Raw genomic sequence first — 23,831 nt, 5'->3', positions numbered from 1 at the left:
GAAATATCGTTCAGTCCTTTGCTGTATTCAGAAGACATTTTAAGATTAGATGTTCCTATGAGTAGGAGCGTTGCTGCTCCCCGCCAGAACCCTTGTTGCTGGAGCTACTGGAGCGTTTGCGATAACCCGCAAAGACTACGCCTGCAATAACAACAACGATGAAGAGAATGCGCAATGCCGGATGTTCAGTAAAGTAAGGCAAGAGTCGCTGCTCCTCAGTAATCATATTGGAAGCTGTATACCCGAGAACAATGGCTCCGACATAGATGATCCAAGGGAAGTGATTGATGAGCTTGATAAACAGGGTACTACCCCAGACGATGATGGGTACGCTGATTAAGAGTCCGAGAATGACAAGCACGAGATGCTGCTGCGCAGCTCCGGCGACTGCAATCACGTTATCTAATCCCATGGCTGCATCCGCGATTACGATGGTTCGAATAGCGGTCCACAGGGAAGTTCCCGCCTGAATATCATTGTGTTCATCCCCCTGATCAGCCAATAATTTATAGGCAATCCAGATCAGAAGTATGCCTCCCACAAGCAAGAGCCAAGGCACCTTAAGCAACCATAAAACAACAACCGTTGCCAAAATTCGAATCAGAAGTGCGCCGCCGGTTCCGTATAGAATCGCCTTTTTCTGCACGGAGGGATGCAAATTTCGAGCTGCAAGGCCAATGACGATGGCATTATCTCCAGCCAGAATGAGATCAATAAAGACAACGTTCAACAAAGCCAGCCAGAATGTGGGACTAAATAGCTCCATGGGATATGTCACTCCTTATATACTGTTCAATCATTAAGAATAGCATGGACAACTCTGACATACAAGTTAATGTGGGGGGATGAGGACATGGATACACTATGGCTGTTAACTGAGATTTTAATGATCAATCTGGTATTGAGTGGAGATAATGCGGTTGTTATTGCGCTTGCCAGCAAGGATCTGCCACCAATACAACGTAAAAAGGCGGTATGGTGGGGGGCTTTTGGTGCGGTACTGTTACGCTGCGTATTAACCTTCGTAGCAGTATTATTGCTGGGAATTCCCTTTATTCAGGCCGCAGGTGGTCTATTGTTACTCTGGATTGCAGTGAAGCTGCTGCTTCAAAATGATGATGAAGTACATATCCGAGAAGCTTCCACGACCTGGAAAGCCATTCAAACGATTCTGATTGCCGATTTTGTAATGAGTCTGGATAATGTCTTGGCCATAGCAGCATTGGCTGATGGAGATTTGGCTTTGATCGTCATCGGGATTGCGATCAGTATCCCTATTGTCGTATGGGGGAGTGGGTTAATTGTTGGTTTGTTGAAGCGATTTCCGATTCTGGTATTCGTCGGCTCAGGCATTCTGGCCTTCACAGCAGGTGAGATGGTAATGAAAGATCCAAAGTTAGGAGAATGGCTGGGAGGAATGGCATCAGAGGTGCATACGCTGCTACCCGCAGCAATGGCTTGTCTTGTGGTCGCGGTTGGTGGCGCGCATAAATTTGTGCGGAAGAACGCATAGTTTGGTATCGGGTAAAAGCTTGGACATATGGCCGTCTGAACCGTCTGGTTTAGGCGGTTTTGTGTGGCGAGAAATCCTCTTGTCAATACATGTCCCATTGGGCTAGTCATAAGTTGCACATTTTAGGGTAATACAGGTAAAGGGAGCAAGCAAAGTGCGACATAAAGTATAGTTTTTTGGCGAAACATCGGATACACTAGAAGCAGGATTACAGGATTGAAAACCAATGACATCATGGAATGCGCATCCTTTATAAGAGTGAAAATACATAGCCAATGGTATAAGAGGTGAATGCAGATGAGGATGAGAAATGAAAAAGCGATTGGACTATTTATTGTGGTTGCGGGGATTATTATTCTGCTTGGCAAGTTTGGTGTGTTTGGATTCATTGGTCGTAATTTCTGGCCTTTGCTAATTCTGCTGCCAGGTATCGCCCTTCATGCGTTATACTATGCGCGTATTTCACCATCGTGGTCACTTGTTCCTGGCGGCATACTAACGGTGTATGGTGTTTTATTCAGTATAACGAATACGTGGGGTGCAGGACTTATGAGCAGGCTGTGGCCAGCGTTCTTGCTGGGGATCGCCATAGGTCTACTCGAATATGGAATGGCTGAGCGGCGAAGACCGGAATTTGTGTTACCTGCAGCTCTGATCCTTGGTGCGGTGTCGATCATATTATTCGGATTTACCTTGCTTCAAACGGGAATAATCTATGTGTTGGCCGTCCTTTTGATCTTGGGCGGAGCCTGGTTATTGCTTGGTCGAGGGCGTCAAGGGAGAGGCTGGTAACATTCCCAGTGGTCTTTTCATGCGAAATATCTTGATTTTTACCTATGATCAACTATAATATAAGGGATATAGACATGCGTCGGGATATCACCGACGCTTATTTTGTGAGTAACCTGCGAAATTGCGGGAAGTTTAGTAGATAAGAATTGAAATTGGAAAGGATATGGATACAAACCATGCATTCAAGAGAACACATTCGCAATATTGCGATTATTGCCCACGTCGACCACGGGAAAACTACGCTCGTCGACAAGTTGCTCCAGCAATCCGGTACTTTCCGTGATCACGAAACGGTACAGGAGCGCGCAATGGACTCCAACGATTTGGAGCGTGAACGCGGTATTACGATTTTGGCCAAAAACACGGCTATAACTTATAAAGATTACCTGATCAACATTGTGGATACACCAGGACACGCCGACTTCGGTGGTGAAGTGGAACGTATCATGAAAATGGTTGACGGCGTATTGCTCGTTGTTGATGCATATGAAGGCTGTATGCCACAAACGAAGTTCGTACTTCGTAAAGCACTGGAGCACAACCTGACACCAATCGTTGTTGTAAATAAAATTGACCGTCCAGCGGCTCGTCCGACTGAGGTTATTGATGAAGTACTGGACCTGTTCATTGAACTGGGTGCCAACGATCAACAACTTGAATTCCCTGTTGTATATGCTTCCGCATTGAACGGAACATCCAGCATGGATAATGATCCTGCGAAACAGGACGACAACATGATGGCGATCTACAATACGATCGTTAGTCATATCCCTCACCCAACAGAGAATGTTGAAGAGCCACTTCAATTCCTCGTTACTTTGATGGACTACAATGAATACCTTGGCCGTATTGCCATTGGTCGTGTTAACCGCGGTGTGATCCGTCAAGGACAATCGGTAACGGTTATTATGCGTGATGGTAAAAGCAAAACTGCACGTATCGAGAAACTGTTTGGTTTCCAAGGTCTCAAGCGTGTGGAGACAGAAGAAGCAGGAGCAGGCGACATCGTTGCGATTGCAGGAATCAAGGACATCAACATTGGTGAAACCATCGCTGATCCGAATAACCCAGAAGCACTTCCAGTTTTGAAAATTGATGAGCCTACACTGCAAATGACGTTCCTCGTGAACAACAGTCCATTCGCAGGTCGTGAAGGTAAATGGGTAACTTCCCGTAAACTTCGTGAGCGTTTGTTCAAAGAGTTGGAAACAGACGTTTCCCTTCGTGTTGACGAAACGGATAGCCCGGATGCATTTGTCGTTTCCGGACGTGGTGAGCTTCACTTGGGTATCCTGATTGAAAATATGCGTCGTGAAGGATATGAGCTTCAAGTATCCAAACCAGAAGTTATCGTAAGAGAAGTTGACGGTAAGAAAATGGAACCGGTTGAGCGCTTGTTGATTGATATCCCTGAAGAGAGCATGGGTTCCGTAATGGAGAGCCTGGGCGCACGTAAAGCAGAGATGGTTAACATGGTCAACACTGGTAGTGGACAAGTACGTCTGGAGTTCCTGATTCCAGCACGTGGTTTGATCGGATATAGCACCAACTTCCTGACTTTGACTCGTGGTTACGGTGTTATGAACCATGCATTTGACAGCTACGCTCCAGTAGTGTCCGGTCAAGTGGGTGGACGTCACCAAGGTGTACTGATCTCAACTGAAACTGGTACATCTACGTTCTATGGAATGATGGGCGTTGAGGATCGTGGTACGCTCTTCTTGGAGCCGGGTACTGAAATCTACGAAGGTATGATTGTTGGTGAACATACACGTGACAATGATATCGTTGTTAACATCTGCAAAGAAAAACAACTGACTAACGTTCGTTCTTCTGGTAAAGATGATACGGTTAAAATTAAAACTCCGATTATCTTCTCGTTGGAACAGGCACTTGAATATCTGAATGAAGATGAATATTGTGAGATTACACCAAAATCTATTCGTCTTCGTAAGAAGATCCTGAACAAATCCGAGCGTGAACGTGCAGAAAAACAACGCAAAATGGCTTCAAAATCCTAATAACAACAAAATAAACTATATAAGTTAATGTTTGATGGAACACATATGCACCATCGGCGTTGATTACAACCCACTAAAGTAGTGGAGGATACGGAATCGATTCTGTAGGAGCGAAGCGTTCGCCTTTATCCCCGGATTTTACCATTGAAAAATGGATCAAAAAAATCTGGGGATAACAGCGACCAAAAGAACGATCCGAATCCGAAACGGTCACATGCAGAGCTTTGTAATTAATGTAGTTGGTGGTGCTCCATTAACCAGTTAACTTATATCCTAGCATGATAACGAAAGGAGCTGGCTGTGCATGCAAGCATGGTTCGCGTCAAACCCGATCGTAGCCTACATCGTCATCTTTGTATTGATTACTTACGTATATAACAAGGTGTTTCGGGTACGTCAGAAATTGCCGCTTGGTAAGGAAATCGTTCTCTATATATTGATGGCGATGGGCACATTCATGCTTCTTATTTTTCAAATCGACAAGCTTCCCATCATTCAATGTTTGTTGGTGGCGGTTGGTTTGATGTTATTAGTGAGAGTGCGTTATTTTATTGAAGGTCGTCAAAAGAAAAAAGCGGAAGCTGCCGCTCGAAACTCATAAATCCTGTCTTGTACAGACCATCCGTTTTCCTTAGGGAAAGCGGTTGTCTTTTATTTAGACAAAAACAGATGTGATAAAGGTGTTGAAGATATGAACTCGAATTCGAACGGACTGCCTCCACGGAGACAGGCACCGACGCAATCCGGCGCTTCTGGGTCGAAGAATGGCAAGGGAAAGCAACCTAAGAAGAAAAAGAGAATGAATGCTTTTGGCAGAATCTTTTTGAGTCTATTGGTTATTGCCATTGTGGTAGGCGGCGGATATGCGTATTGGGTATACAATCAAGTCGTGGATACAGGCATCGACAAACCGGTACCTCCGGGGATGTCAGCCACAACCAAACCGATCACGATGTTGTTGCTTGGTACGGATAACCGTCCGGAAACTGGTACGTATCTCTCGGATGTCGTTATGGTAGCTTCGTTGAATCCGGATACCAAGACGGCAACCATTGTATCTTTGCCACGAGACACACGTATTCAATTGGATGGCTACAAATCCAACAAGCTGAACTCCTATTATCCAAGGTTCAAAGCACAGGAAAAAACCTCCGGCAAAAATGCAGAGGATCAGATGAAAGAAATGATGGGCAAGTATTTGGATGTAGATATTAATTATACAACCGTCCTGAATTTCCAGGCGTTCCGTGATGCTGTCAATGCTGTAGGTGGCGTGGATGTGACTGTGGATAAAAATATGTGTTACAGAGATACAGCCGACGGTACGGATATCAATCTGGTCGCTGGCGCACAACATCTCGATGGTAAAGCGGCACTGGACTTTGTTCGTTACCGGAAATCCAATTGTGATCCAAAGACTGCTGAATCCAACGACTTTGATCGTAACAAACGTCAAAACCAAGTGCTGAACTCTATGCTGGATCAGATGAAATCTCTTGGAGGCATTACGAAGATTAGCAAAGTGATTGGTGCAGTGGATGATAACATGACGACAGATGTGGAATCGGAACAAATGAAAAACTTTATCTCGACGTATTGGAACATATCTACCTCGGATGTGCATTATACTCCGGTTACCGGAGAGTGGAGAAGTCCATATGTGTATATTAATGAGACGGAACTCGCCAATGCAAAGCAGGCTTTGCAAGATACACTTTCAGGTAAAGTAACGACTTCACCTTCAGCCGAATAACCTTCATTCTTTTGGGATTGGAAGCACGCTAATTGGTATGCTATAATAACATAAACCAAGTTTAAGAATTGCATAAAGAAGGTTAGGGGGCTGGTTGAATGTCCGAAGCCGTCACACAATTAACTGATTCTCTTTTACAGCAATTCAAGAATGAGACCTTTGTGCTTCTGAGCACAGTGGATGTAGAATCCGGAGGTCCGACTTCAACAGCCATCTCCTGGATTTATGCGGAGAATGCTTCTACGTTTCGTGTAGCGATCGATCATCGTTCACGCTTAGTAAACAACATGATTAAGAATCCGCTCATTACAGTTACTGTCTTTGGAGAAGAGACGGTGTACGCAGTGAACGGACGTGCTGCGGTACGACAAGATCCGCTGCAGGATGTTCCATTTAATATGTGCTGTTTCGACATTACGATTGAAGCGGTGAGGAATGCTCTGTTTTACGGCGCTCAACTGTCTTCTGTGCCTCAATATGTCAAAATATATGATCAGCGTGCTGCTGAGAAATTAGATGAGCAGGTTTTTGCTGCCATGAAAAAAGCCTAGTGAGAGATCACTGGGCTTTTTGTTGTTTTTTGTCCGATGAATGCAGCTGCTGCATTTGTTGTTCTGGATTCTCATGTTCATCCGGATTTTGACGGACTTTGACGTCTTTTGGTAGTTGGGGAATAATGCGTCCCACCATGTCAGCGAGTTCTGAAGCAAAACCGGAGATCGGGTGTCCTTGACGAATATGTTCACCAATTTCTTTAATTCGTTCAGTGACATCCGCATCTGCAGTAACAATGGAATCTACGCCTTCGGGGTCTTTGCGAAGTGCCTCGGCTACAGAGTACTTAATGGTACCTACTCGAGCACGTTCCAGTTCACCATCAACATCAATGCCAACTACGGCTGTATTACCGAGTATGACGCAGTTCGCATCTTCAACACCTTCGACTTGCTTGGCAAGGGCTTTAAGATGATTAATCCGTTTTTCATTTGGCATCCGGCTATTCTCTGCATCATCCGCAATGTTGGTATCATGGACTTCACCCGTATTTTCATTGAGACGGTTCAGACGTGAAGGGTTCATCCGATCTTCCTGTGCATTGAGCATGTGAGATCCTTTCCTTTGATCTTGCTGAGTTGTTACATTTCCTCCGTAACCTTTTGCATGTGTACCCTGATTCGGCGAAGCGTTGCGTGTGGGACTGTTGCAACCTGTAAGTATAAAGATCAGAAGCAGTGTGCATACCCATATTTTCATAAATGTTCATCCTTTCTTGGAGTTTTTCAGAATGGTTGACAATTATTTTGCCCTAGTCGAATACATTTATGTATGGGATCATGATTGTCCATGCCGCTGCTGAAAGATCACACTATCCATGCCTTTAACGACGCCGCTTTGGAGGGGATTGAATGAAAAAGATTTTTGTATTGGATACCAACGTGCTTCTGCATGACCCCAATGCCATATTTGCCTTTGAGGAACATGAGGTAATCATTCCCGCGGTTGTACTGGAGGAGATCGACTCCAAAAAAAGAAATGCCGATGAGATTGGGCGTAATGCCCGTAATGTATCCAGACTTTTGGATGGATTACGTGAGCTGGGTCACCTGCACAGTGGGGTGCCTTTGGCTAATGGAGGTAATCTGAAAGTAGAGCTGAATCATCGGAGTTTCGTGAAAGTTCAGGAAATGTTTGGTGAAGTGTCCAATGATAATCGCATTTTGGCCGTCGCACTGAATTATCAGATTGAGGAGAATGAGAAGGAAGTAGTCGAACGTCAGGTGGTGCTGGTCAGTAAAGATGTACTGGTGCGTATCAAAGCGGATGTACTTGGTCTGTTCACACAGGATTACTTATCAGATCGGACGGCAGGACTCAGTGAGTTATATCCAGGTTATACGGCCCTAAAAGTTCACCCGTCAGTGATTGATGAGTTTTACACATATCGTTTTTTACCGATCAAACCGTTACAGTTGTCTTATTCGCTGTATCCGAATGAATTCGTCATTCTCAAGGATGAGATGGGAACCAATAAATCGGCTTTGCTCAAAGTGAATACAGAGGGAACGAAGCTGGAGCCGCTTTTCCTCAGTAATGATAATGTCTGGGGCATTAGCGCTCGTAACGCGCAACAACGCATGGCACTGGAACTGCTTTTGAATGATGACATCCCGCTGGTTACCATCACTGGTAAAGCTGGAACAGGAAAAACCTTGCTGGCACTTGCAGCAGGTCTGCTTAAGGTAGAGGATGATCATAAATACAAGAAACTGTTGATCGCTCGTCCTGTCGTTCCGATGGGGAAAGATATCGGTTACTTGCCTGGTGAGAAGGAAGAAAAGCTCCGGCCATGGATGCAACCGATTTATGATAATTTAGAGTTCTTGTTTGACACCAAAAAATCCGGAGATATCGATAAAATTCTAATGGGGCTTGGCAGTATTCAGGTGGAGGCTCTAACATATATTCGTGGAAGATCGATACCTGGACAGTTTATCATTATTGATGAAGCACAGAACCTGTCCCGCCATGAAGTGAAAACGATCGTATCAAGGGTCGGTGAAGGCAGTAAAATCATCTTGATGGGAGACCCTGAGCAAATAGACCATCCGTATCTCGATTCTGCAAGTAACGGTCTGACGTATATCGTTGAAAGGTTCAAACAAGAGGGGATTAGCGGACATATTATGCTCGAAAAAGGAGAACGATCCAAGCTGGCACAGCTTGCAGCTGATTTATTGTAAAATTCAGGGGATTTATTTCCCGGAAAATGTTGCTATTAAAGCCGGCTCTTGGAGTCGGCTTTTTGCTGAAAAAATAAGAAAGCGTTATTGCACAGAACTCTGTATGCTCTTATTATGCAAAAATCCGAAAAAGTGTTTTTCGGCAGGGTAGGACAAGAGTACTACTTATTTGTTACAATAATTGCTGCAGGAAAAAACTAGGTGAACAAGGAGGGGAGTTAATGAAGCGTAGACATCAGGTTGTTTTGTTCGCGGTATTGCTGCTTTCGTTAACGATCCTGTCTCCAAGTTTTGACTTCAGAGGTTCACAACTCAACCAGGAACGAGACCAGGAAAAGGATACCTTTCCGGGTTCTTCTTCCCGTAATGAGGATGCTCAAGCCCCACTGGAGATTGTAGTCGCCATGTCGGATGAAGAGTTTCAAGCATTTCAAAAGATAGCCAAAGAAGTTGCTGCTTCACAGTTAGTAGAGATTAATCTTCGGAATGAGAAGCCGGATACATATAAGCGTGTTTTGGATCTTGAGTTTTCACTGGGGGAGAACGGGGATGTGGTTCTGCTTGATAGTGAGGAAGTGCAATACTATGCCAAAAAAGGGCATCTGTATCCGTTAAACGGTACGACATTATCAAAGTCGCTTGGAGAGACGGTAGCCAGGCTACGTGGAATGACAGAGTGGAATGGTTATCAATGGGGGATGCCATTTGATTTTGACCCGTACATTCTGGCGGCAAAATCTTCATTTCTGAAGAAAGCTGGTCTGGAGATGTTACCTCACAGTAAAGATCAATGGACCAAACTCACTCAACAATCCATGGCAGAAGGAATTCCGTTAATTGCAATGAACATGAGTGATATGTACGGGACGAGTGCGTGGTTGAATCATTTTGAACCGGGGATGGCACCTGATCAAGTTAAACGTTCGCAAACTTCTCCGCAAATAAGTGGTCTTGAGCAGGGCATTCAGTTAATGGATCAGATTCAGCCCTATATTAGGGGCCAATCTACCAATCCCGAGTTCTCTCCAACTGCTGACCAGAACGGAACACCGATGGTTGTAACATTGTTATCGCAATTATTAAGTACAGAGCAAGAGAGTGCAGTTGATAAAGGTTCTTTTGAGCACATTACTTTCGAAACTTTGGAATCTGTGGAGTCCAGAAGTCTTGTTATTACTGCCGGTTCGGTTGAGGCTGAGGAAGCCAGCAGATGGATTGAAGGCATGACGTCTGCTACGACACAGTTGAAATGGTACCAACAGGTTAATCGATTGCCTGCAAAGCAACAGGAACTGGACTTGGAGTCTGAGAAGCTTGCTGGACGTTATGACATGACCAAGGGACAATCCTGGTTTTCAACCGAAGATGTCCCCGCTTCAACGGCCGAAAGTCATGCTGTGATAACCCATTTTCATAAAAATGTGCAGCAATTCTTAAAGGGAGAAATCACAGCTAATCAATACGTAGATAGTATTAGAGCGAAAAATTAACTTTAAGTTCGTGTTCAAAAAGTTTGGTTTTCAGTACCGAGAAGATGGAATGAAGCCCTCTAAAAAGATATAGCCAGTTTTACTTCCAGTACACCCTCACTTGTTGATACATCAGTGGCTTTGACAAAGGACAGAATTTTCTGTGGATAGAATCCAAGGTCAAATTCTCTTTCCAGCATTCGGCGAGTAGTGTCTGGTAATTCAAGCTGATTGAATACAAGTTTGTCCACATGAAAACGTATGGAGTTTTGAGGTTCATTTTCTACCGTATAATGTCCTTCAATGCTTAGTTGCAATTGATCCCGCTGACCGGAAGCTGTAATCTTATCCTGATTGAACTTAAAAGCAAAGTCTTCAAAGATGGAATTCTGGGAACGAAGAAACGCATTAAGCTCATCCTGGCCAATTCGAATTGTATACGTTGTTCCGGTTGTAGATATGCCTCCGTTTTGCTCTTGAATAAAGTCTGGAAGGTTCTGCATGGCAGATGCCAAAGCTTTGAAATATCGTTTCACCTCATAGATGCCGATGTTCTCCCAATAGAGAGTCAGTTCATCCATCAGTTTTTGAATCGCTGCCGCATCTCCGCTGGTGGCTATTTGGGCGTCCACTTCTTTTTGCAGGACGACTACACGTTCCCGCTGGTTTTGAAGATTAGTCTTCATTTCAGATAATTCTGCTGTAGTCTGACGAATCTGAGTGGAAGTCTGTTGTAGGGTGCGATAACGGTCCTGATATTTGTCTAGCACAGCCTGATCCCGTCCTATAATAATTTGATAATAATCATACAGTACAAACAGGTCTTTGAATGACCTGGCTCCCAGGACCGTCATGAGAAGACTGTCACGTTCACCGGTATAGTAGGACCTTACCACAGCCCCAGCCCGATCTTGCTGAATATGTATCTGTTGTTCCTGTTCCTGAAGCTGGACGGATAATGTCTCGTATTGTTGAGCCAGCTGCTTCTGCCTTTCTGCGATGCGTTCGATTTCATGATCGATTTCGACGATGGATAGACTTTTTTGCAATATTTCACGTGTATCCTCGGGTGAAGACTCTCCATGGGCATAGGTTGAAGGGAGCTGTAGGAATACAATGATGCATAGTATAAAGGCAACGATGCCGTATTGACGTTTCACTGATCATTCTCCTTTCTACTTCTTAAATGACAATAGTACAGGCTTGTTGTCTTCCAGACAATATATGAAACAAATACGTGAAATATCCTTAGTGGTTACATAACACCACGAACCATCATTTAATCTGAACATAACAAAAAAGCAACCCGACTGATGCCGGATCACTTTGATGCTGCAGGTGGATTAGAGCGGCAACCCCATTTCGAATACAGTCCAGTAGCTGAACCCCGTGAATGTCACGATCATATAACCCCAGAAGAGCAATATGTACGTTCGTTCAGTAAATTTCAAGTATCCCAAAATGACAAAAAACGCAGTCTGCAGGAAAAAAAGCAAAGCCATTTCGACCAGATCTCCCGCAAAAGCCATCAGGCCAATCGCAAGCGTGAAAAACCCGAGTACCCGAAACATGCGTGCCACGGTAAATCCTCCTCTCCTAAGTGCGATCATAGATTGTCTACACAACATTATACCGGGAAAGGAAAAACGTGTAAACAAAATTGGATATGAAAGCGAATTCTTTTTTTGCCCTGTAGCATGTAAAGCGGGAGTAGTTTTACATATGTTACGTATGAGCAAGCCTAAATGTGGAAATACATTTTAGTATGAAATCAATTCTATGAACTCTATGAGAGGCATAAGAATGAATGAAGCAGCTTTTATACCTAATTCACATACCGGGCTTCCGGTAATGCGGACGGTTATTTTAGGATGTTGTTAGGAGGGTATTATAGCATGACTGCAGTGAGACAGGATGCTTGGAGTACAGAGGACGATTTGATATTAGCTGAGGTTACTTTGCGTCATATTCGGGAAGGTAGCACACAACTGGCCGCTTTTGAAGAGGTAGGCGAAAAAATAGGCAGAACTTCTGCCGCATGCGGTTTTCGCTGGAACAGCTGTGTACGTAAAAAGTATGAGTCTGCTATCAGTAACGCCAAGGCACAACGGCAAAAACGTAGTTATCTCAGAAAGCAGCCGGCTATGCTGGGACCGCAGGTTGCAGCTCTGTCTACACTGGATACCGAAGAACATCTGTATAAATCAGATGGGATCTCGGACGATTCATTATCTATGGATGCTGTAATCCGCTTCCTGCGACAATGGAAAGGAACAGTGCAGGAGAGCAGTCGTCAGCTCAAGATGCTCGAGAAGGAGCTTCGGGAGAAAGAAGATGAATTGCTTGAACTACGGTGTGAGAATGACCGTCTCTCCAAGGAAGTAAATGAAGTGCAGACGGACTACCGTGTGGTGAATGATGATTACAAAGCTTTGATTCAGATTATGGATCGGGCTCGCAGACTCGCATTTTTGTCTGAAGAAGAAGAGGAACTCAAAACACGTTTCAAGATGGATGCCAACGGGAACCTGGAACGAATTGAATAGCAAGAACAGGCCTTTGATTTGCAAAAGTCAGATATAGACCCGCCACACCTCCGTTACGTAACGGCAGGTATGACGGGTTTTTAGTTTGGTGATTTTGTTCTATTATAGATAAGAGAAGAGCAACTACTGAAGCGGAGAGGAGTGCATCATATGATCATTGACATCGTAGGAGCGGGGTCACTGGGACTTTTGTATGGCGGAAAACTGCTGGCAGCAGGTAACGAAGTTCGATTTTGGACCAGAACATCCGCTCAGGCAGATTTACTAAGTCGTGATGGAGTAACGATCGTGGAACAAGACGGGAAGATACATATTCAACCAGATCAGATACAGGCAAAACCGATAAACGAGCTGTCGGACACATGGGAGCGCACGCCTGGAGAGTGGTTATTGCTCATGGTTAAGCAAACAAGCATTGACGAGTTCATTCATGAGGTTGGTCCATTGAAAGATCATGTGATAAACATCGCGTGCTTCCAAAATGGGATGGGCCATCTGGAGAAATTACAAGCTGCTTTGCCGCATTCCCTTATATGCAGCGCGATTACAACAGAGGGTGCGAAGCGTGCCCAGTATCAGGTCACTCGGGCGGGTGCAGGTGAAACCAGACTGGGAAGGCGTAACATACCTATCGAAGCTCCTACCTCAATAGAGGAGGAGAGAACATTTACTCTTTCGAGACTTCTGCAGCAGGCAGGATTTGACTGTACAGTGTCGAATGAAATCGATAAGCTGATATACAGGAAACTGTTGATCAACGCGGTCATTAACCCGCTTACGGCATTATGGCGAATTTCCAATGGTGAATTGATCATTAAGGAAGATCGCAAGAAGCTTATGCGACAGTTATATGATGAAACACTGGTAATCTACTCAGCCAGTGGAATAAGGCTAGATCAGGATATGTGGGAGCAACTGATCGGTGTCTGTCATTCCACAGCCACGAATACTTCCTCGATGCTTGCAGATGTTCTCCAAGGACGTGGCACAGAAGTCGGATCAATCAACGGACATATTGTAAGGATGGCACAAAAGTCAGGCCTTGCTGCACCTACACATGAAATACTGCTTCATCTGATTGAAGGAATGCAACCGGAAGGAGTGAGTTAATGGGACTTTTTATTGTATTGAGCATACTACCTTTTTTTCCGTTCTTTCTTGTATATTGGGGAATGTACATTTGGAAAAAAGACAAACGCACAGCGTTGCGAATGGCAATGGATGTAACCACTTTTTTTCTTGTATTTTCAGTTTCAGCGTTATTCAACTTAACATTTGACTCGAATTTTGGTTTTTATCTGACATTAATACTCATACTAGTAGCACTTGGATTCATCGGGGGTGCGCAAAATCGACTAAAAGGGAAGGTCGATAGGGGTAGAATGTTCCGGGCCGTATGGCGCATGTCTTTCGTCATCATGAGTTTCGGGTATATTTTGTTTACTTTATTTGGATTATTTAGATACTTCATGCAACAGATGTGAGGATACATAACGCAAAAGGGCTAAAAAATGTGTCGATTTTGTCGAAAACTGAAAAAAACATTACTTTCTGAAAAAGTAATGTAGATTTTTTTGACCGGTGGTTGTATAATCTATAAACATATAAACCATATCAATTTAGGGGGAACGTGTTAGATGAAAAGGAAAAGTCTATTAGTCCTTTTGACGCTGATTTTGGCGTTCGGTACCGTACTTGCAGCGTGCGGATCGAAAAACGAAGGCACAGGTAACACCGATACTGGTTCTGCAAACGAAGGAAATGGTCTTGCTAAAGATCAAATCTTGAAAATCAACCTGTCAGCTGAACCTCCTACGTTGGACCCGGCTCAAGCAAAAGACAGCCAAACCAACACAGTTTTGAAATTCTTGTATGAAGGTCTTGTACGCATCGATGCTGATGGTAAAGAACAAGCAGGCGTAGCTAAAGACTGGACAATCTCCGAAGATGGTTTGAAATATGTTTTCAACCTGAACCCGGAAGCTAAATGGAGCAACGGTGATGCAATCACTGCCGAAGACTTTGTTCGTTCTTGGGAACGTGCTTTGAAACCGGAAACAGCTTCTCCATATGCTTACCAATTGTACTACATCAAAGGCGCTGAAGGTTACAACCTCAGCAAAGACGAAACATACACTGGTACTAAAATCACAGATTTCTCACAAGTAGGCGTTAAAGCTACTGATGCGAACACACTGGAAGTAACGTTGGAAAACCCAACACCTTACTTCTTGGGTCTGACAGCATTCTACACGTACTACCCAGTACATGCATCTGCTGACACGAATGACAAATTCTTCACAGACTACAAAAACATGATCGTTAACGGACCATTCGTAATGGATCAATACGCTAAAGGTCAAAAAATTGTTGTGAAGAAAAACGATGGCTATCATGCAGCTGCCGACATCAAATTGGCTCAAATCGATATGTCCCTGACTAACAGCAGTGCTTCTGAACTGCAAGCTTACAAATCAGGACAATTGGACTACACTGGTGCACCTAACGGTGAAATCCCATCCGACCAAATTCCTTCTGTAAAAGCGGAATTGCCGGACGAGTTCAAAGCTACTGGTATTGCAAGTACGTACTACTATCAGTTCAACGTAAATGAAGCACCATTCAACAACGTTAAAATCCGTAAAGCATTTGCAATGTCCATTAACCGTCAACTGATCGTTGACAAAGTAACACAAGGTGGACAAATTCCAGCATTCGGCTTTGTACCTCCAGGTATCCGTGGTGAAAACGGCGAGTTCCGTGATGAGCACAAAGACGATTACTTCACTGAAAATGTAGAAGAAGCTAAAGCATTGCTTGCTGAAGGTATGAAAGAAGAAGGTTACACAACATTGCCAGCTGTTACTTTGATCTACAACACAAGTGACGGTCACGCGAAAATTGCGTTGGCAATTGCTGATATGTGGAAACAAAATCTTGGTGTTGACGTGAAATCAGAAAACCAAGAGTGGGGCGTATTCCTTGAGAATCGTCAAAACCAAAACTTCCAAGTAGCTCGTGCAGGCTGGTCTGCTGACTACAACGATCCATACAACTTCTTGGAAATGTGGACTACTGGAAACACAAACAATGATTCCAAATTCAGCAACGAACAGTATGACAAAGATGTTAAAGACACTGTGAAATCTGCTGATCCAGCTGCACGTATGGCTGCATTTGCTGACGCTGAGAAAATCCTGATTCAAGATGAAATGGGCGTTATGCCAATCTATTACTACACTAACGTATCTTTGACTAAGCCTTACCTGAAAGACGTACAACTTGATTTCAGTGGAGCTATTGACTTCACTCGTGCATATCTGGAAGAGAAATAAGTTGTTCTGAAGTCTAATATGATTACTTCGGGATATATATGTGGAATTCCATATATATCCCGATTTTTTTGTATGTGCACCGATTTTCCTTATAATTCTTGAAATTTCCGATAAATGGATTGGACTTTATTTCTGTCTAATTCTACAATCGATTTGTATACAAAATATTGTTTGTGGAGGTGTGCAAGGGTTGGTTAAGTACGTTTTGAAAAAACTACTATTTATGCTGCTATCGCTTTTCATACTCGCATCGATGACTTTCTTCCTGATGAAGGCCATTCCTGGTGACCCTTTTACATCCGAGAAAAAAGTATCACCTGAAATCCGTGCACTCTTGGAAACCAAGTATGGACTGGATAAGCCGATGTATGAACAATACCTGAAGTATATGGGTGGAATTGTCAAAGGAGATTTCGGGGTTTCAATGAAATATTTGAATCGCGATGTGTCCAGTATGATTGCTGAAACATTCACTGCTTCACTGAAGCTTGGTATCTTTGCGATCATTATCTCCATTGTTGTTGGTGTATTGCTTGGTCTTCTCGCAGCAGTCTATCATCGCAAATTAATTGATGATGTCACAATGGTCATAGCTGTCATAGGTATTGCTGTTCCGAGCTTCTTGCTCGCATCATTACTACAGTATCTATTTGCCTTCAAATTGGGATGGTTCAACGTTATGGGCTTCGACGGACCACTTGACTATGTTCTCCCAGTTGCAGCATTGTCTGCATCACCAATTGCCTTTATCGCACGTTTGACGCGTTCAAGCATGCTGGAAGTTTTACATGCAGATTATATCAAAACAGCTAAAGCCAAAGGTTTGAAATGGCCAGCGATTATGTTTAAACACGTTGTAAGAAACGGTATTCTACCGGTAGTAACTTATGTTGGTCCAATGACAGCGAATATCATCACAGGTTCCGTTGTAATTGAACAGATCTTTAACATCGGGGGAATTGGTAAAGTATTCGTAGAAAGTATCACAAACCGGGATTACACCATGATTATGGGAATCACGATTTTCTATGGTATTCTCCTCATGTTGGCACGTTTCCTAACAGATATTGCTTACGTGCTGATCGATCCTAGAATTAAGCTGGAAAGCCGGAAGGGGGCATAACGTTGTCTGGCACGAATAATAAAAAGAATGAAACGGCGAACACTAACCTGACTAGTCAGGCAGCGGTTAAACCGCAAGAAAGTGTATCCCTTTTTAAAGATGCCATGTACAGACTTGCAACCAATAAGGCTGCTATGATAAGTCTGGGTGTATTGGTTCTTGTCGTGATTTTCTCTTTGATTGGTCCAACTTCTTTGTTTACAAGTTATAACTACTATTCAAATGATTTGATGAATGCCAACGCAGGGCCTAGTGCCGAGCATTGGTTCGGTACGGATGAACTTGGTCGTGATGTATGGGTAAGAACATGGGTTGGTGCACGTGTATCCCTTACTGTAGGTTTGGCAGCAGCTCTGATTGACCTTGTTATTGGTGTGATCTATGGTGCTATTATGGGTTACTATGGCGGACGTGTTGATGGTATCATGAACAAGTTCTCCGAAATCTTGTATTCCCTGCCTTACATGCTCGTTGTTATCTTATTGCTGGTTGTATTGGAACCAAGTCTGACAACCATCATCATTGCCCTCACCATTACAGGCTGGATCAGTATGTCTTGGATTGTACGTGGTGAGATTATGCAACTCAAAAACAGAGACTTCATTCTCGCGGCACGCTCCATGGGTGCAAGTACAGGACGTCAATTGTTCCGTCACTTGTTGCCAAATGCAGTGGGTCCGATTATCGTAACTTTGACATTGTCTATTCCTAACGCAATCTTTGCTGAGGCGTTTCTGAGCTTCCTCGGACTTGGTGTATCTGCACCGAGATCATCCCTAGGATCCATGATCAATGACGCACTCACAGGCTGGACGCTGTATCCTTGGCGGATGTGGTTCCCGGCAGGTCTGATGGTTCTGACTATGCTTGCATTTAACTTGCTCGGTGACGGTCTGCGCGACGCACTCGATCCGAAATTACGTAAATAGAAATAGGAGGTGGGATTATGGAGCCGATTTTAACAGTCAAGGACTTGAGCGTGTCATTCTCAACGCGCTCTGGTGAATTTGATGCCGTTAAAAATGTGAGTTTTGAAATTGGCAAAGGAGAGACGCTGGGGATCGTAGGTGAATCTGGTAGTGGTAAGAGTGTTACCGCCCAAACCATCATGAAATTGATTCCCTCCCCGCCTTCGAAGGTCAAAAGCGGAGAAATTACTTTTCACGGGCAAGACCTGCTGAATAAGACAGACAAACAAATGGAAGCGATTCGTGGTAAAGATATCGGTATGATCTTCCAAGATCCAATGACTTCTTTGAATCCTACCATTAAAATTGGTAAACAAATTACTGAAGTATTGCGCAAGCACCAAAACATGTCCAAACAAGCAGCGGATAAAGCTGCGTTGGAGATGTTGGAACTTGTAGGTATCAAAAATGCGGCTATTCGCATGAATCATTACCCACACCAATTCTCTGGTGGTATGCGTCAGCGTGCCATGATTGCGATTGCGCTTGCTTGTCGTCCATCCCTTCTGATTGCGGATGAGCCGACAACTGCACTTGACGTTACAATCCAGGCTCAAATTCTGGATGTAATGAAAGATATGCAGCAAAAGCTTGGAACATCAATCATGCTCATTACGCATGACCTTGGTGTTGTAGCAGGTATGTGTGACCGTGTTGTTGTTATGAAAGAAGGCGAAGTTGTTGAAACAGGAACAACTGCTGAAATCTTTAGTAATCCTCAACATCCATATACGATTAAATTGCTGAATGCTTTACCTCGCCTGGACGAGCCCAAAAAGGAAAAACCAGCTCCAGCTGGTATTATCAAAGGCAGCAATAAGCCTCTGGTGCAAGTGAAAAACTTGAAACAATACTTTAATTTGGGCAAAGGTAACATTCTCAAAGCGGTCAATGATGTAAGCTTTGATATCTTTGAAGGTGAAACACTTGGCGTTGTAGGCGAGTCCGGCTGTGGTAAATCCACAACAGGTCGTACTATTCTGCGTCTTTATGAGCCAACTGGTGGAAATGTTAACTTTAACGGAACGGATATCTACAAGTTGTCCCCGCGTAAAATGAAAGAAATGCGTAAAGATATGCAGATGATCTTCCAAGATCCATATGCATCCCTTAACCCGCGTTTCAACGTTATGGATATTATCGGGGAGTCCCTTGATATTCATGGTCTGGCTTCCAGCTCTAAAGAGCGTAAGAGACGAGTGGAAGAGTTGCTTGATCTGGTAGGTTTGAATCCAAGTCATGCACTTCGTTATCCACATGAATTCTCTGGTGGTCAAAGACAACGGATCGGGATTGCGCGTGCACTTGCTGTAGACCCTAAATTCATCATCTGTGATGAGCCATTGTCTGCACTGGATGTATCCATTCAGGCGCAGGTCGTTAAATTGCTTGAAGAACTTCAGCAACGTCTCGGCTTGACATACCTGTTTATTGCGCATGACTTGTCCATGGTTAAACATATCAGTGACCGTGTAGCTGTAATGTACATGGGTAAAGTGGTTGAACTCGCAGAAAGTGAAGAATTGTATGCGAACCCTATTCACCCTTATACCAAAACATTGCTTTCTGCGATCCCTGTGCCTGATCCGGAAGTGGAAGCGAACAAACGTCGCATTTTGCTGCCGGATGAGCATATGAGTCCGATTCAGAATGGATCTGGCGGTCCTGCAAATGACCCGTACAACCTGGAAAATGCTCAATTGATTGAGGTTTCCAAAGGTCACTGGGTTGCAGAACCTTACGTATAATAGAAATATTAAAGTGATATGCTATTATTGATGTATTATGTGCCGCCGACTCGTTCGGCGGTTTTTTTCGTTTTTTAATTACTTTCTTTTGACGAAGCGCCCCTGAATTCGGTACAATCAAGAAAGGCTCTTTGAAGCAGAATAGGAGGCAGACCTCATGAACGGTATTACCGAGGCACTCCGCAGCGGATCAAGACTTGCAGAAGATTATATCTGTTCAAGAGATGCTGCGCGTGTCCTTTACGAGTATGACATTCGCTGGGAATCAGGACTTCAGGCACGTGCCGAGTGGCTGGACCAATCGGAAAACACACGTATTGATCGTCTTGATCTGGCAGAGTATTTACGTATATATAATAAACGGGTGAACGACCATGGAGAGGTTCATGCGTCTATCACACGTCTTGCAGAACAAGGTGCATTGGTGGTTACAGGAGGACAGCAAAGTGGTTTGCTAACCGGACCACTGTTTGTCATATACAAAGCCGCCAGCGTAGTGGCAGCTGCGCGTGAAGCCGAAGAAAGACTTCAACGCCCGGTAGTTCCAGTATTCTGGATCGCGGGTGAAGACCATGACTGGGATGAAGTTAACCATACGTATCTGCCTGATCACCAGGGAGACATGAAGAAAGTCAAGTTGCAAGGACGATTCACAGGAAGGGATTCTGTGAGTAATGTTCATGTGGATACGCAGCAGTGGATGAGTGTACTCGAGCAGGTTGAACATCTGTTGCCTGATACGATACATAAACCAGGATTGATGAAATGCATTACTGAGATCCATCAATCCAGTTCGAATCTGAGTGATGCCTTTGCCCGCATGATATCCGCTTTGTTTGCCAGCAGTGGACTTGTACTAATGGATGCATCAGATCCGGACTTACGCAGGCTGGAACAGCCCGTATTTGAACGGCTCATCCGACAAAATGAAGTGTTACGTAACGCTTACACACAAGGATCTTCGTTGGTACAACAAGCTGGTTATGCTATGCCTGCCGAAGTGGCTGAGGATGGAGCCAATCTGTTTTATATTCATGAAGGCACACGTTTGCTTTTGCTGCTTAAGGATGGCTTGTATGGTGATCGTAAAGGGCTGGTTTCTTTCACAGAGGAGCGTCTGCTTCAGGAACTGGAAGAACATCCCGAGCGCTTCAGTAACAACGTATTGACGCGGCCATTGATGCAGGATTCCGTTCTACCAGTAGCCGCTGTTATTTTGGGTCAAGGTGAAATTTCATATTGGGGTTTGACTCGCGAAGCGTTCCGTCAGTTCGGACTGCAAATGCCTATTTTGTTGCCACGCTTGTCTTTCACCGTTATGGAAGATATTCATGATAAACATATGAAGCAATATGGACTTTCTTTTCAGGATGTTCAATATCATATGGAAGACAAGAAGGAACAGTGGCTCGCACAGCAGGAGACATTCCAGGTAGAGGAACAATTTTCCAAGGCTCAAGAAGCGTTTTTGGATCTGTATGGTCCATTGTTGGATGAGATATCGGAGATTCATCCGGGGTTGGAACGAATTGGAGATACCAACTTGAGTAAAATTAACGAGCAAATGCAGTATCTCAAGCAGCAGACTCACAAAGCCATTGAAGATAAACATAATGTAAGTCTAAGGCATTGGAACGGCATTCAAAACTCTCTATTCCCGACGGGCAAACCGCAGGAAAGAGTACATAATGCACTCTTTTACCTGAATCGTTATGGCACCGAGTGGATCGATGAACTGATTAAGGCTTCAAGCGAATTCCGTGGAGAGCACAAGGTTATTGCACTGTAGAGACCCTTTATAATAGAAGAAACACATAAACGAGGAGGACGTGAAATGACTACACCTGCATTGCAAAACAGTATTGTTAAAGATATGGGACTCGCTTCAGAGGGTCATTTGAAAATTGATTGGGTAGAGGCGCACATGCCGGTATTGAACCGTATTCGTCGCCAGTTTGAACAGGATCTTCCTTTTAAAGGTTTGAAGGTTGCTATTTGTCTTCATCTGGAGGCAAAAACAGCTTACTTGGCAAAAGTGATCCAAGCCGGCGGGGCAGAAGTAACGATTACGCACAGTAACCCATTGTCTACACAAGATGATGTATGCGCAGCATTGGTAGAGGATGGCGTTACCGTATATGCGAAGTACAACCCGGAACCTGCGGAATTCAAATCACTGCAGCTTCGTGCACTTGAGGTGAAACCTGATCTCATTATTGATGATGGCGGAGACTTCGCAACCATTATTGCATCCGAGCGTCCTGACCTCGCAGCGACGATTCGCGGAGGAGCAGAAGAAACGACAACGGGCATTATTCGTTTGAAAGCGTTGGCGAAAGAAGGCCAATTGAAATTCCCGATGGTGGCAGTTAATGACGCATACTGCAAATATCTGTTTGATAATCGTTATGGCACAGGTCAATCCGCATTTGACGGTATTATTCGTACAACCAATCTGGTTATAGCAGGGAAAAATGTAGTAGTAGCCGGATATGGCTGGTGTGGTAAAGGGGTAGCAATGCGCGCCAAAGGTCTTGGAGCAAATGTGATCGTAACCGAGATTGATCCAATCAAAGCGGTAGAAGCACACATGGACGGATTCCGGGTCATGACGATGGTGGAAGCTGCCAAGTTGGGCGATTTCTTTATCGCAGTTACAGGTAATAAGGATGTTATCACGGGTGAACATTACGATGTGATGAAGGACGGAGCAATCCTGAGCAATGCAGGTCACTTTGATGTTGAAGTGAATAAACCTGAACTGGCTAGACGTTCGGAATCAATTCGCACAGTTCGCCGCAATATTGAGGAATATCGTTTCAAAGATGGTCGTAAAATGTACCTTCTTGCAGAGGGTCGTCTGGTGAACCTGGGTGCAGCAGATGGTCACCCTGCCGAAATCATGGATACGACGTTTGCTCTACAGGCGCTTGGTCTGCGTTATGTGAGTGAAAATTATGCTGAACTAGGTAAAAACGTTGTTAATGTACCTTATGATATCGACCAACAGGTTGCCAGCTATAAACTTGAAAGCCTGAATATTGGCATTGATTCCTTGTCAGCAGAACAGGAAAGATACCTGGATAGCTGGAAATTTTAAGCACTATCCAATAATTACAAGCTGATGAAATGATTCAAAAGGTATAGAATGGTTTATTGATGATATGGCTCATGTGCGGTAGACATACGATTGCCCGTATACGGGAAACGTCTTTGATCCTGAGTGACAGGATCAAAGACGTTTTTTTATGCTAAAAAAACAAAAAATCAAAGAATGCAAGAAGGGTTTTGATTTTTTTGTGCGAATCTATTATGCTTAGGTGGTGGAAAGTGGGGCAAAGTGGGAGAAACAGGTGAGGAGTGAGTGGGCCAATGTTTATGGGGGAGTTCCAACATAGCATTGATGATAAGGGTCGGGTTATCATTCCGGCTAAATTCCGCGAATCTCTGGGACCTTCTTTCGTTGTCACACGGGGTTTGGACCAGTGTCTTTTCGTGTACCCCATGGAGGAGTGGGGGGTCATGGAACAGAAGCTCAAAGCACTGCCATTGATGAAATCTGATGCACGTGCGTTTACCCGATTTTTTTTCTCGGGTGCAACCGAATGTGAACTGGACAAACAGGGCAGGGTAAATCTGCCGGGCAATTTAAGAGAGTATGCCAAGCTGGACAAGGATTGTGTAGTTCTTGGCGTGTCGAACCGGGTGGAGATTTGGAGCAAAGGCATATGGGAGAGTTATTTCAATCAATCCGAAGAAGCATTCAACGACATTGCCGAAAAGCTGGTCGATTTTAATTTTGATTTATAAAGTCAGGAGGGG

22 protein-coding genes are annotated in these 23,831 nt (G+C 44.1%); 18 read left to right on the top strand and 4 right to left on the bottom strand.

Annotated features, from left to right (window positions below; translation table 11 throughout):
* Positions 1–55: 55 nt before the first annotated feature.
* Entirely contained in the window at positions 56–766 is a 711-nt protein-coding gene (locus MHI06_RS20565; RefSeq protein ID WP_062835479.1) for a TerC family protein, read from the bottom strand.
* A gap of 87 nt (positions 767–853) precedes the next feature.
* Here MHI06_RS20565 and MHI06_RS20560 point away from each other — a divergent pair, with 87 nt between their 5' ends.
* The 6 genes from MHI06_RS20560 (at position 854) to MHI06_RS20535 (ending at position 6,630) form a co-directional block, all read left to right on the top strand.
* The gene (locus tag MHI06_RS20560) at positions 854–1,513 is read left to right on the top strand and encodes a TerC family protein (protein WP_169481641.1); all 660 of its coding nucleotides are present in this window, start codon (positions 854–856) and stop codon (positions 1,511–1,513) included.
* A 297-nt stretch (positions 1,514–1,810) separates the two neighbouring features.
* Positions 1,811–2,305, top strand: a complete 495-nt coding sequence (locus tag MHI06_RS20555) for a hypothetical protein (RefSeq protein WP_169481640.1) — start codon at positions 1,811–1,813, stop codon at positions 2,303–2,305.
* 176 nt (positions 2,306–2,481) lie between these two features.
* A complete protein-coding gene (gene typA / locus MHI06_RS20550; protein WP_340398930.1) occupies positions 2,482–4,326 on the top strand; it encodes a translational GTPase TypA in 1,845 nt (614 codons plus the stop codon).
* Positions 4,327–4,630: 304 nt separating this feature from the next.
* Entirely contained in the window at positions 4,631–4,927 is a 297-nt protein-coding gene (locus MHI06_RS20545; RefSeq protein WP_047843765.1) for a YlaH-like family protein, read from the top strand.
* Positions 4,928–5,017: 90 nt separating this feature from the next.
* On the top strand, positions 5,018–6,079 hold the full coding sequence (locus MHI06_RS20540; protein WP_340398929.1) for an LCP family protein: 1,062 nt from the start codon (positions 5,018–5,020) through the stop codon (positions 6,077–6,079).
* A 98-nt stretch (positions 6,080–6,177) separates the two neighbouring features.
* Positions 6,178–6,630, top strand: a complete 453-nt coding sequence (locus MHI06_RS20535) for a pyridoxamine 5'-phosphate oxidase family protein (protein ID WP_169481637.1) — start codon at positions 6,178–6,180, stop codon at positions 6,628–6,630.
* 7 nt (positions 6,631–6,637) lie between these two features.
* On the opposite strand, the gene MHI06_RS20530 is transcribed toward MHI06_RS20535, so the two are convergent.
* Positions 6,638–7,333, bottom strand: a complete 696-nt coding sequence (locus MHI06_RS20530; protein ID WP_340398928.1) for a YhcN/YlaJ family sporulation lipoprotein — start codon at positions 7,331–7,333, stop codon at positions 6,638–6,640.
* A 152-nt stretch (positions 7,334–7,485) separates the two neighbouring features.
* On the opposite strand from MHI06_RS20530, the gene MHI06_RS20525 reads away from it, so the two are divergent.
* Both MHI06_RS20525 and MHI06_RS20520 read left to right on the top strand, forming a co-directional pair.
* Entirely contained in the window at positions 7,486–8,820 is a 1,335-nt protein-coding gene (locus MHI06_RS20525) for a PhoH family protein (protein WP_169481635.1), read from the top strand.
* A gap of 221 nt (positions 8,821–9,041) precedes the next feature.
* Positions 9,042–10,310: an extracellular solute-binding protein gene (locus MHI06_RS20520; protein WP_340398927.1), complete on the top strand. Its 1,269-nt coding sequence runs from the start codon at positions 9,042–9,044 to the stop codon at positions 10,308–10,310.
* Positions 10,311–10,369: 59 nt separating this feature from the next.
* Here the strand turns inward: MHI06_RS20520 and MHI06_RS20515 are convergent, their stop codons facing one another.
* Together MHI06_RS20515 and MHI06_RS20510 are read right to left on the bottom strand one after the other, a co-directional pair.
* The gene (locus MHI06_RS20515) at positions 10,370–11,449 is read right to left on the bottom strand and encodes a hypothetical protein (RefSeq protein WP_340398926.1); all 1,080 of its coding nucleotides are present in this window, start codon (positions 11,447–11,449) and stop codon (positions 10,370–10,372) included.
* Between the two features lie 183 nt (positions 11,450–11,632).
* Positions 11,633–11,869, bottom strand: coding sequence for a DUF2626 domain-containing protein (locus MHI06_RS20510; protein ID WP_017687281.1), 237 nt, complete (start codon positions 11,867–11,869; stop codon positions 11,633–11,635).
* Positions 11,870–12,184: 315 nt separating this feature from the next.
* Between MHI06_RS20510 and MHI06_RS20505 the strand changes: the two genes are divergently transcribed.
* From MHI06_RS20505 to mraZ, 10 genes are all read left to right on the top strand, one after another.
* Positions 12,185–12,835, top strand: a complete 651-nt coding sequence (locus MHI06_RS20505; protein WP_017687282.1) for an RsfA family transcriptional regulator — start codon at positions 12,185–12,187, stop codon at positions 12,833–12,835.
* Positions 12,836–12,985: 150 nt separating this feature from the next.
* Entirely contained in the window at positions 12,986–13,945 is a 960-nt protein-coding gene (locus tag MHI06_RS20500) for a 2-dehydropantoate 2-reductase (RefSeq protein ID WP_340398925.1), read from the top strand.
* The gene (locus MHI06_RS20495) at positions 13,945–14,319 is read left to right on the top strand and encodes a DUF3397 domain-containing protein (RefSeq protein ID WP_169481630.1); all 375 of its coding nucleotides are present in this window, start codon (positions 13,945–13,947) and stop codon (positions 14,317–14,319) included. The genes MHI06_RS20500 and MHI06_RS20495 overlap by 1 nt, the downstream gene beginning before the upstream one ends.
* A 153-nt stretch (positions 14,320–14,472) precedes the next feature.
* The gene (locus tag MHI06_RS20490) at positions 14,473–16,170 is read left to right on the top strand and encodes a peptide ABC transporter substrate-binding protein (protein ID WP_340398924.1); all 1,698 of its coding nucleotides are present in this window, start codon (positions 14,473–14,475) and stop codon (positions 16,168–16,170) included.
* 190 nt (positions 16,171–16,360) lie between these two features.
* Positions 16,361–17,293, top strand: coding sequence for an ABC transporter permease (locus MHI06_RS20485; RefSeq protein ID WP_169481628.1), 933 nt, complete (start codon positions 16,361–16,363; stop codon positions 17,291–17,293).
* A 2-nt stretch (positions 17,294–17,295) separates the two neighbouring features.
* Entirely contained in the window at positions 17,296–18,222 is a 927-nt protein-coding gene (locus MHI06_RS20480) for an ABC transporter permease (protein WP_340398923.1), read from the top strand.
* A 17-nt stretch (positions 18,223–18,239) separates the two neighbouring features.
* Positions 18,240–20,009 carry an ABC transporter ATP-binding protein gene (locus tag MHI06_RS20475; protein ID WP_169481627.1) on the top strand — a complete coding sequence of 590 codons (1,770 nt, stop codon included), beginning with the start codon at positions 18,240–18,242 and terminating at the stop codon, positions 20,007–20,009.
* 157 nt (positions 20,010–20,166) lie between these two features.
* Positions 20,167–21,798, top strand: coding sequence for a bacillithiol biosynthesis cysteine-adding enzyme BshC (gene bshC / locus MHI06_RS20470; protein ID WP_340398922.1), 1,632 nt, complete (start codon positions 20,167–20,169; stop codon positions 21,796–21,798).
* A gap of 45 nt (positions 21,799–21,843) precedes the next feature.
* The gene (locus MHI06_RS20465; protein ID WP_340398921.1) at positions 21,844–23,109 is read left to right on the top strand and encodes an adenosylhomocysteinase; all 1,266 of its coding nucleotides are present in this window, start codon (positions 21,844–21,846) and stop codon (positions 23,107–23,109) included.
* 272 nt (positions 23,110–23,381) lie between these two features.
* Complete coding sequence (gene mraZ, locus MHI06_RS20460) at positions 23,382–23,819, top strand: division/cell wall cluster transcriptional repressor MraZ (protein WP_017687291.1); 438 nt, start codon at positions 23,382–23,384, stop codon at positions 23,817–23,819.
* Positions 23,820–23,831 lie beyond the last annotated feature (12 nt).

It is taken from the genome of Paenibacillus sp. FSL H8-0079 (genome assembly GCF_037991315.1).
GTDB lineage: Bacteria > Bacillota > Bacilli > Paenibacillales > Paenibacillaceae > Paenibacillus.
Note: the sequence above shows the minus strand (reverse complement) of the source record. Positions and strands in the feature narration are given on the sequence as shown.

Bases quoted from the DNA above. Each gene is read 5' to 3' on its own strand.
- MHI06_RS20500 (WP_340398925.1), top strand. From the start codon at position 12,986: ATGATCATTGACATCGTAGGAGCGGGGTCACTGGGACTTTTGTATGGC.
- MHI06_RS20540 (WP_340398929.1), top strand. From the start codon at position 5,018: ATGAACTCGAATTCGAACGGACTGCCTCCACGGAGACAGGCACCGACG.
- mraZ (WP_017687291.1), top strand. From the start codon at position 23,382: ATGTTTATGGGGGAGTTCCAACATAGCATTGATGATAAGGGTCGGGTT.
- MHI06_RS20465 (WP_340398921.1), top strand. From the start codon at position 21,844: ATGACTACACCTGCATTGCAAAACAGTATTGTTAAAGATATGGGACTC.
- MHI06_RS20560 (WP_169481641.1), top strand. From the start codon at position 854: ATGGATACACTATGGCTGTTAACTGAGATTTTAATGATCAATCTGGTA.
- MHI06_RS20495 (WP_169481630.1), top strand. From the start codon at position 13,945: ATGGGACTTTTTATTGTATTGAGCATACTACCTTTTTTTCCGTTCTTT.
- MHI06_RS20545 (WP_047843765.1), top strand. From the start codon at position 4,631: ATGCAAGCATGGTTCGCGTCAAACCCGATCGTAGCCTACATCGTCATC.
- MHI06_RS20535 (WP_169481637.1), top strand. From the start codon at position 6,178: ATGTCCGAAGCCGTCACACAATTAACTGATTCTCTTTTACAGCAATTC.
- MHI06_RS20475 (WP_169481627.1), top strand. From the start codon at position 18,240: ATGGAGCCGATTTTAACAGTCAAGGACTTGAGCGTGTCATTCTCAACG.
- MHI06_RS20530 (WP_340398928.1), bottom strand. From the start codon at position 7,333: ATGAAAATATGGGTATGCACACTGCTTCTGATCTTTATACTTACAGGT.
- MHI06_RS20490 (WP_340398924.1), top strand. From the start codon at position 14,473: ATGAAAAGGAAAAGTCTATTAGTCCTTTTGACGCTGATTTTGGCGTTC.
- MHI06_RS20505 (WP_017687282.1), top strand. From the start codon at position 12,185: ATGACTGCAGTGAGACAGGATGCTTGGAGTACAGAGGACGATTTGATA.
- MHI06_RS20520 (WP_340398927.1), top strand. From the start codon at position 9,042: ATGAAGCGTAGACATCAGGTTGTTTTGTTCGCGGTATTGCTGCTTTCG.
- bshC (WP_340398922.1), top strand. From the start codon at position 20,167: ATGAACGGTATTACCGAGGCACTCCGCAGCGGATCAAGACTTGCAGAA.
- MHI06_RS20565 (WP_062835479.1), bottom strand. From the start codon at position 766: ATGGAGCTATTTAGTCCCACATTCTGGCTGGCTTTGTTGAACGTTGTC.
- typA (WP_340398930.1), top strand. From the start codon at position 2,482: ATGCATTCAAGAGAACACATTCGCAATATTGCGATTATTGCCCACGTC.
- MHI06_RS20525 (WP_169481635.1), top strand. From the start codon at position 7,486: ATGAAAAAGATTTTTGTATTGGATACCAACGTGCTTCTGCATGACCCC.
- MHI06_RS20555 (WP_169481640.1), top strand. From the start codon at position 1,811: ATGAGGATGAGAAATGAAAAAGCGATTGGACTATTTATTGTGGTTGCG.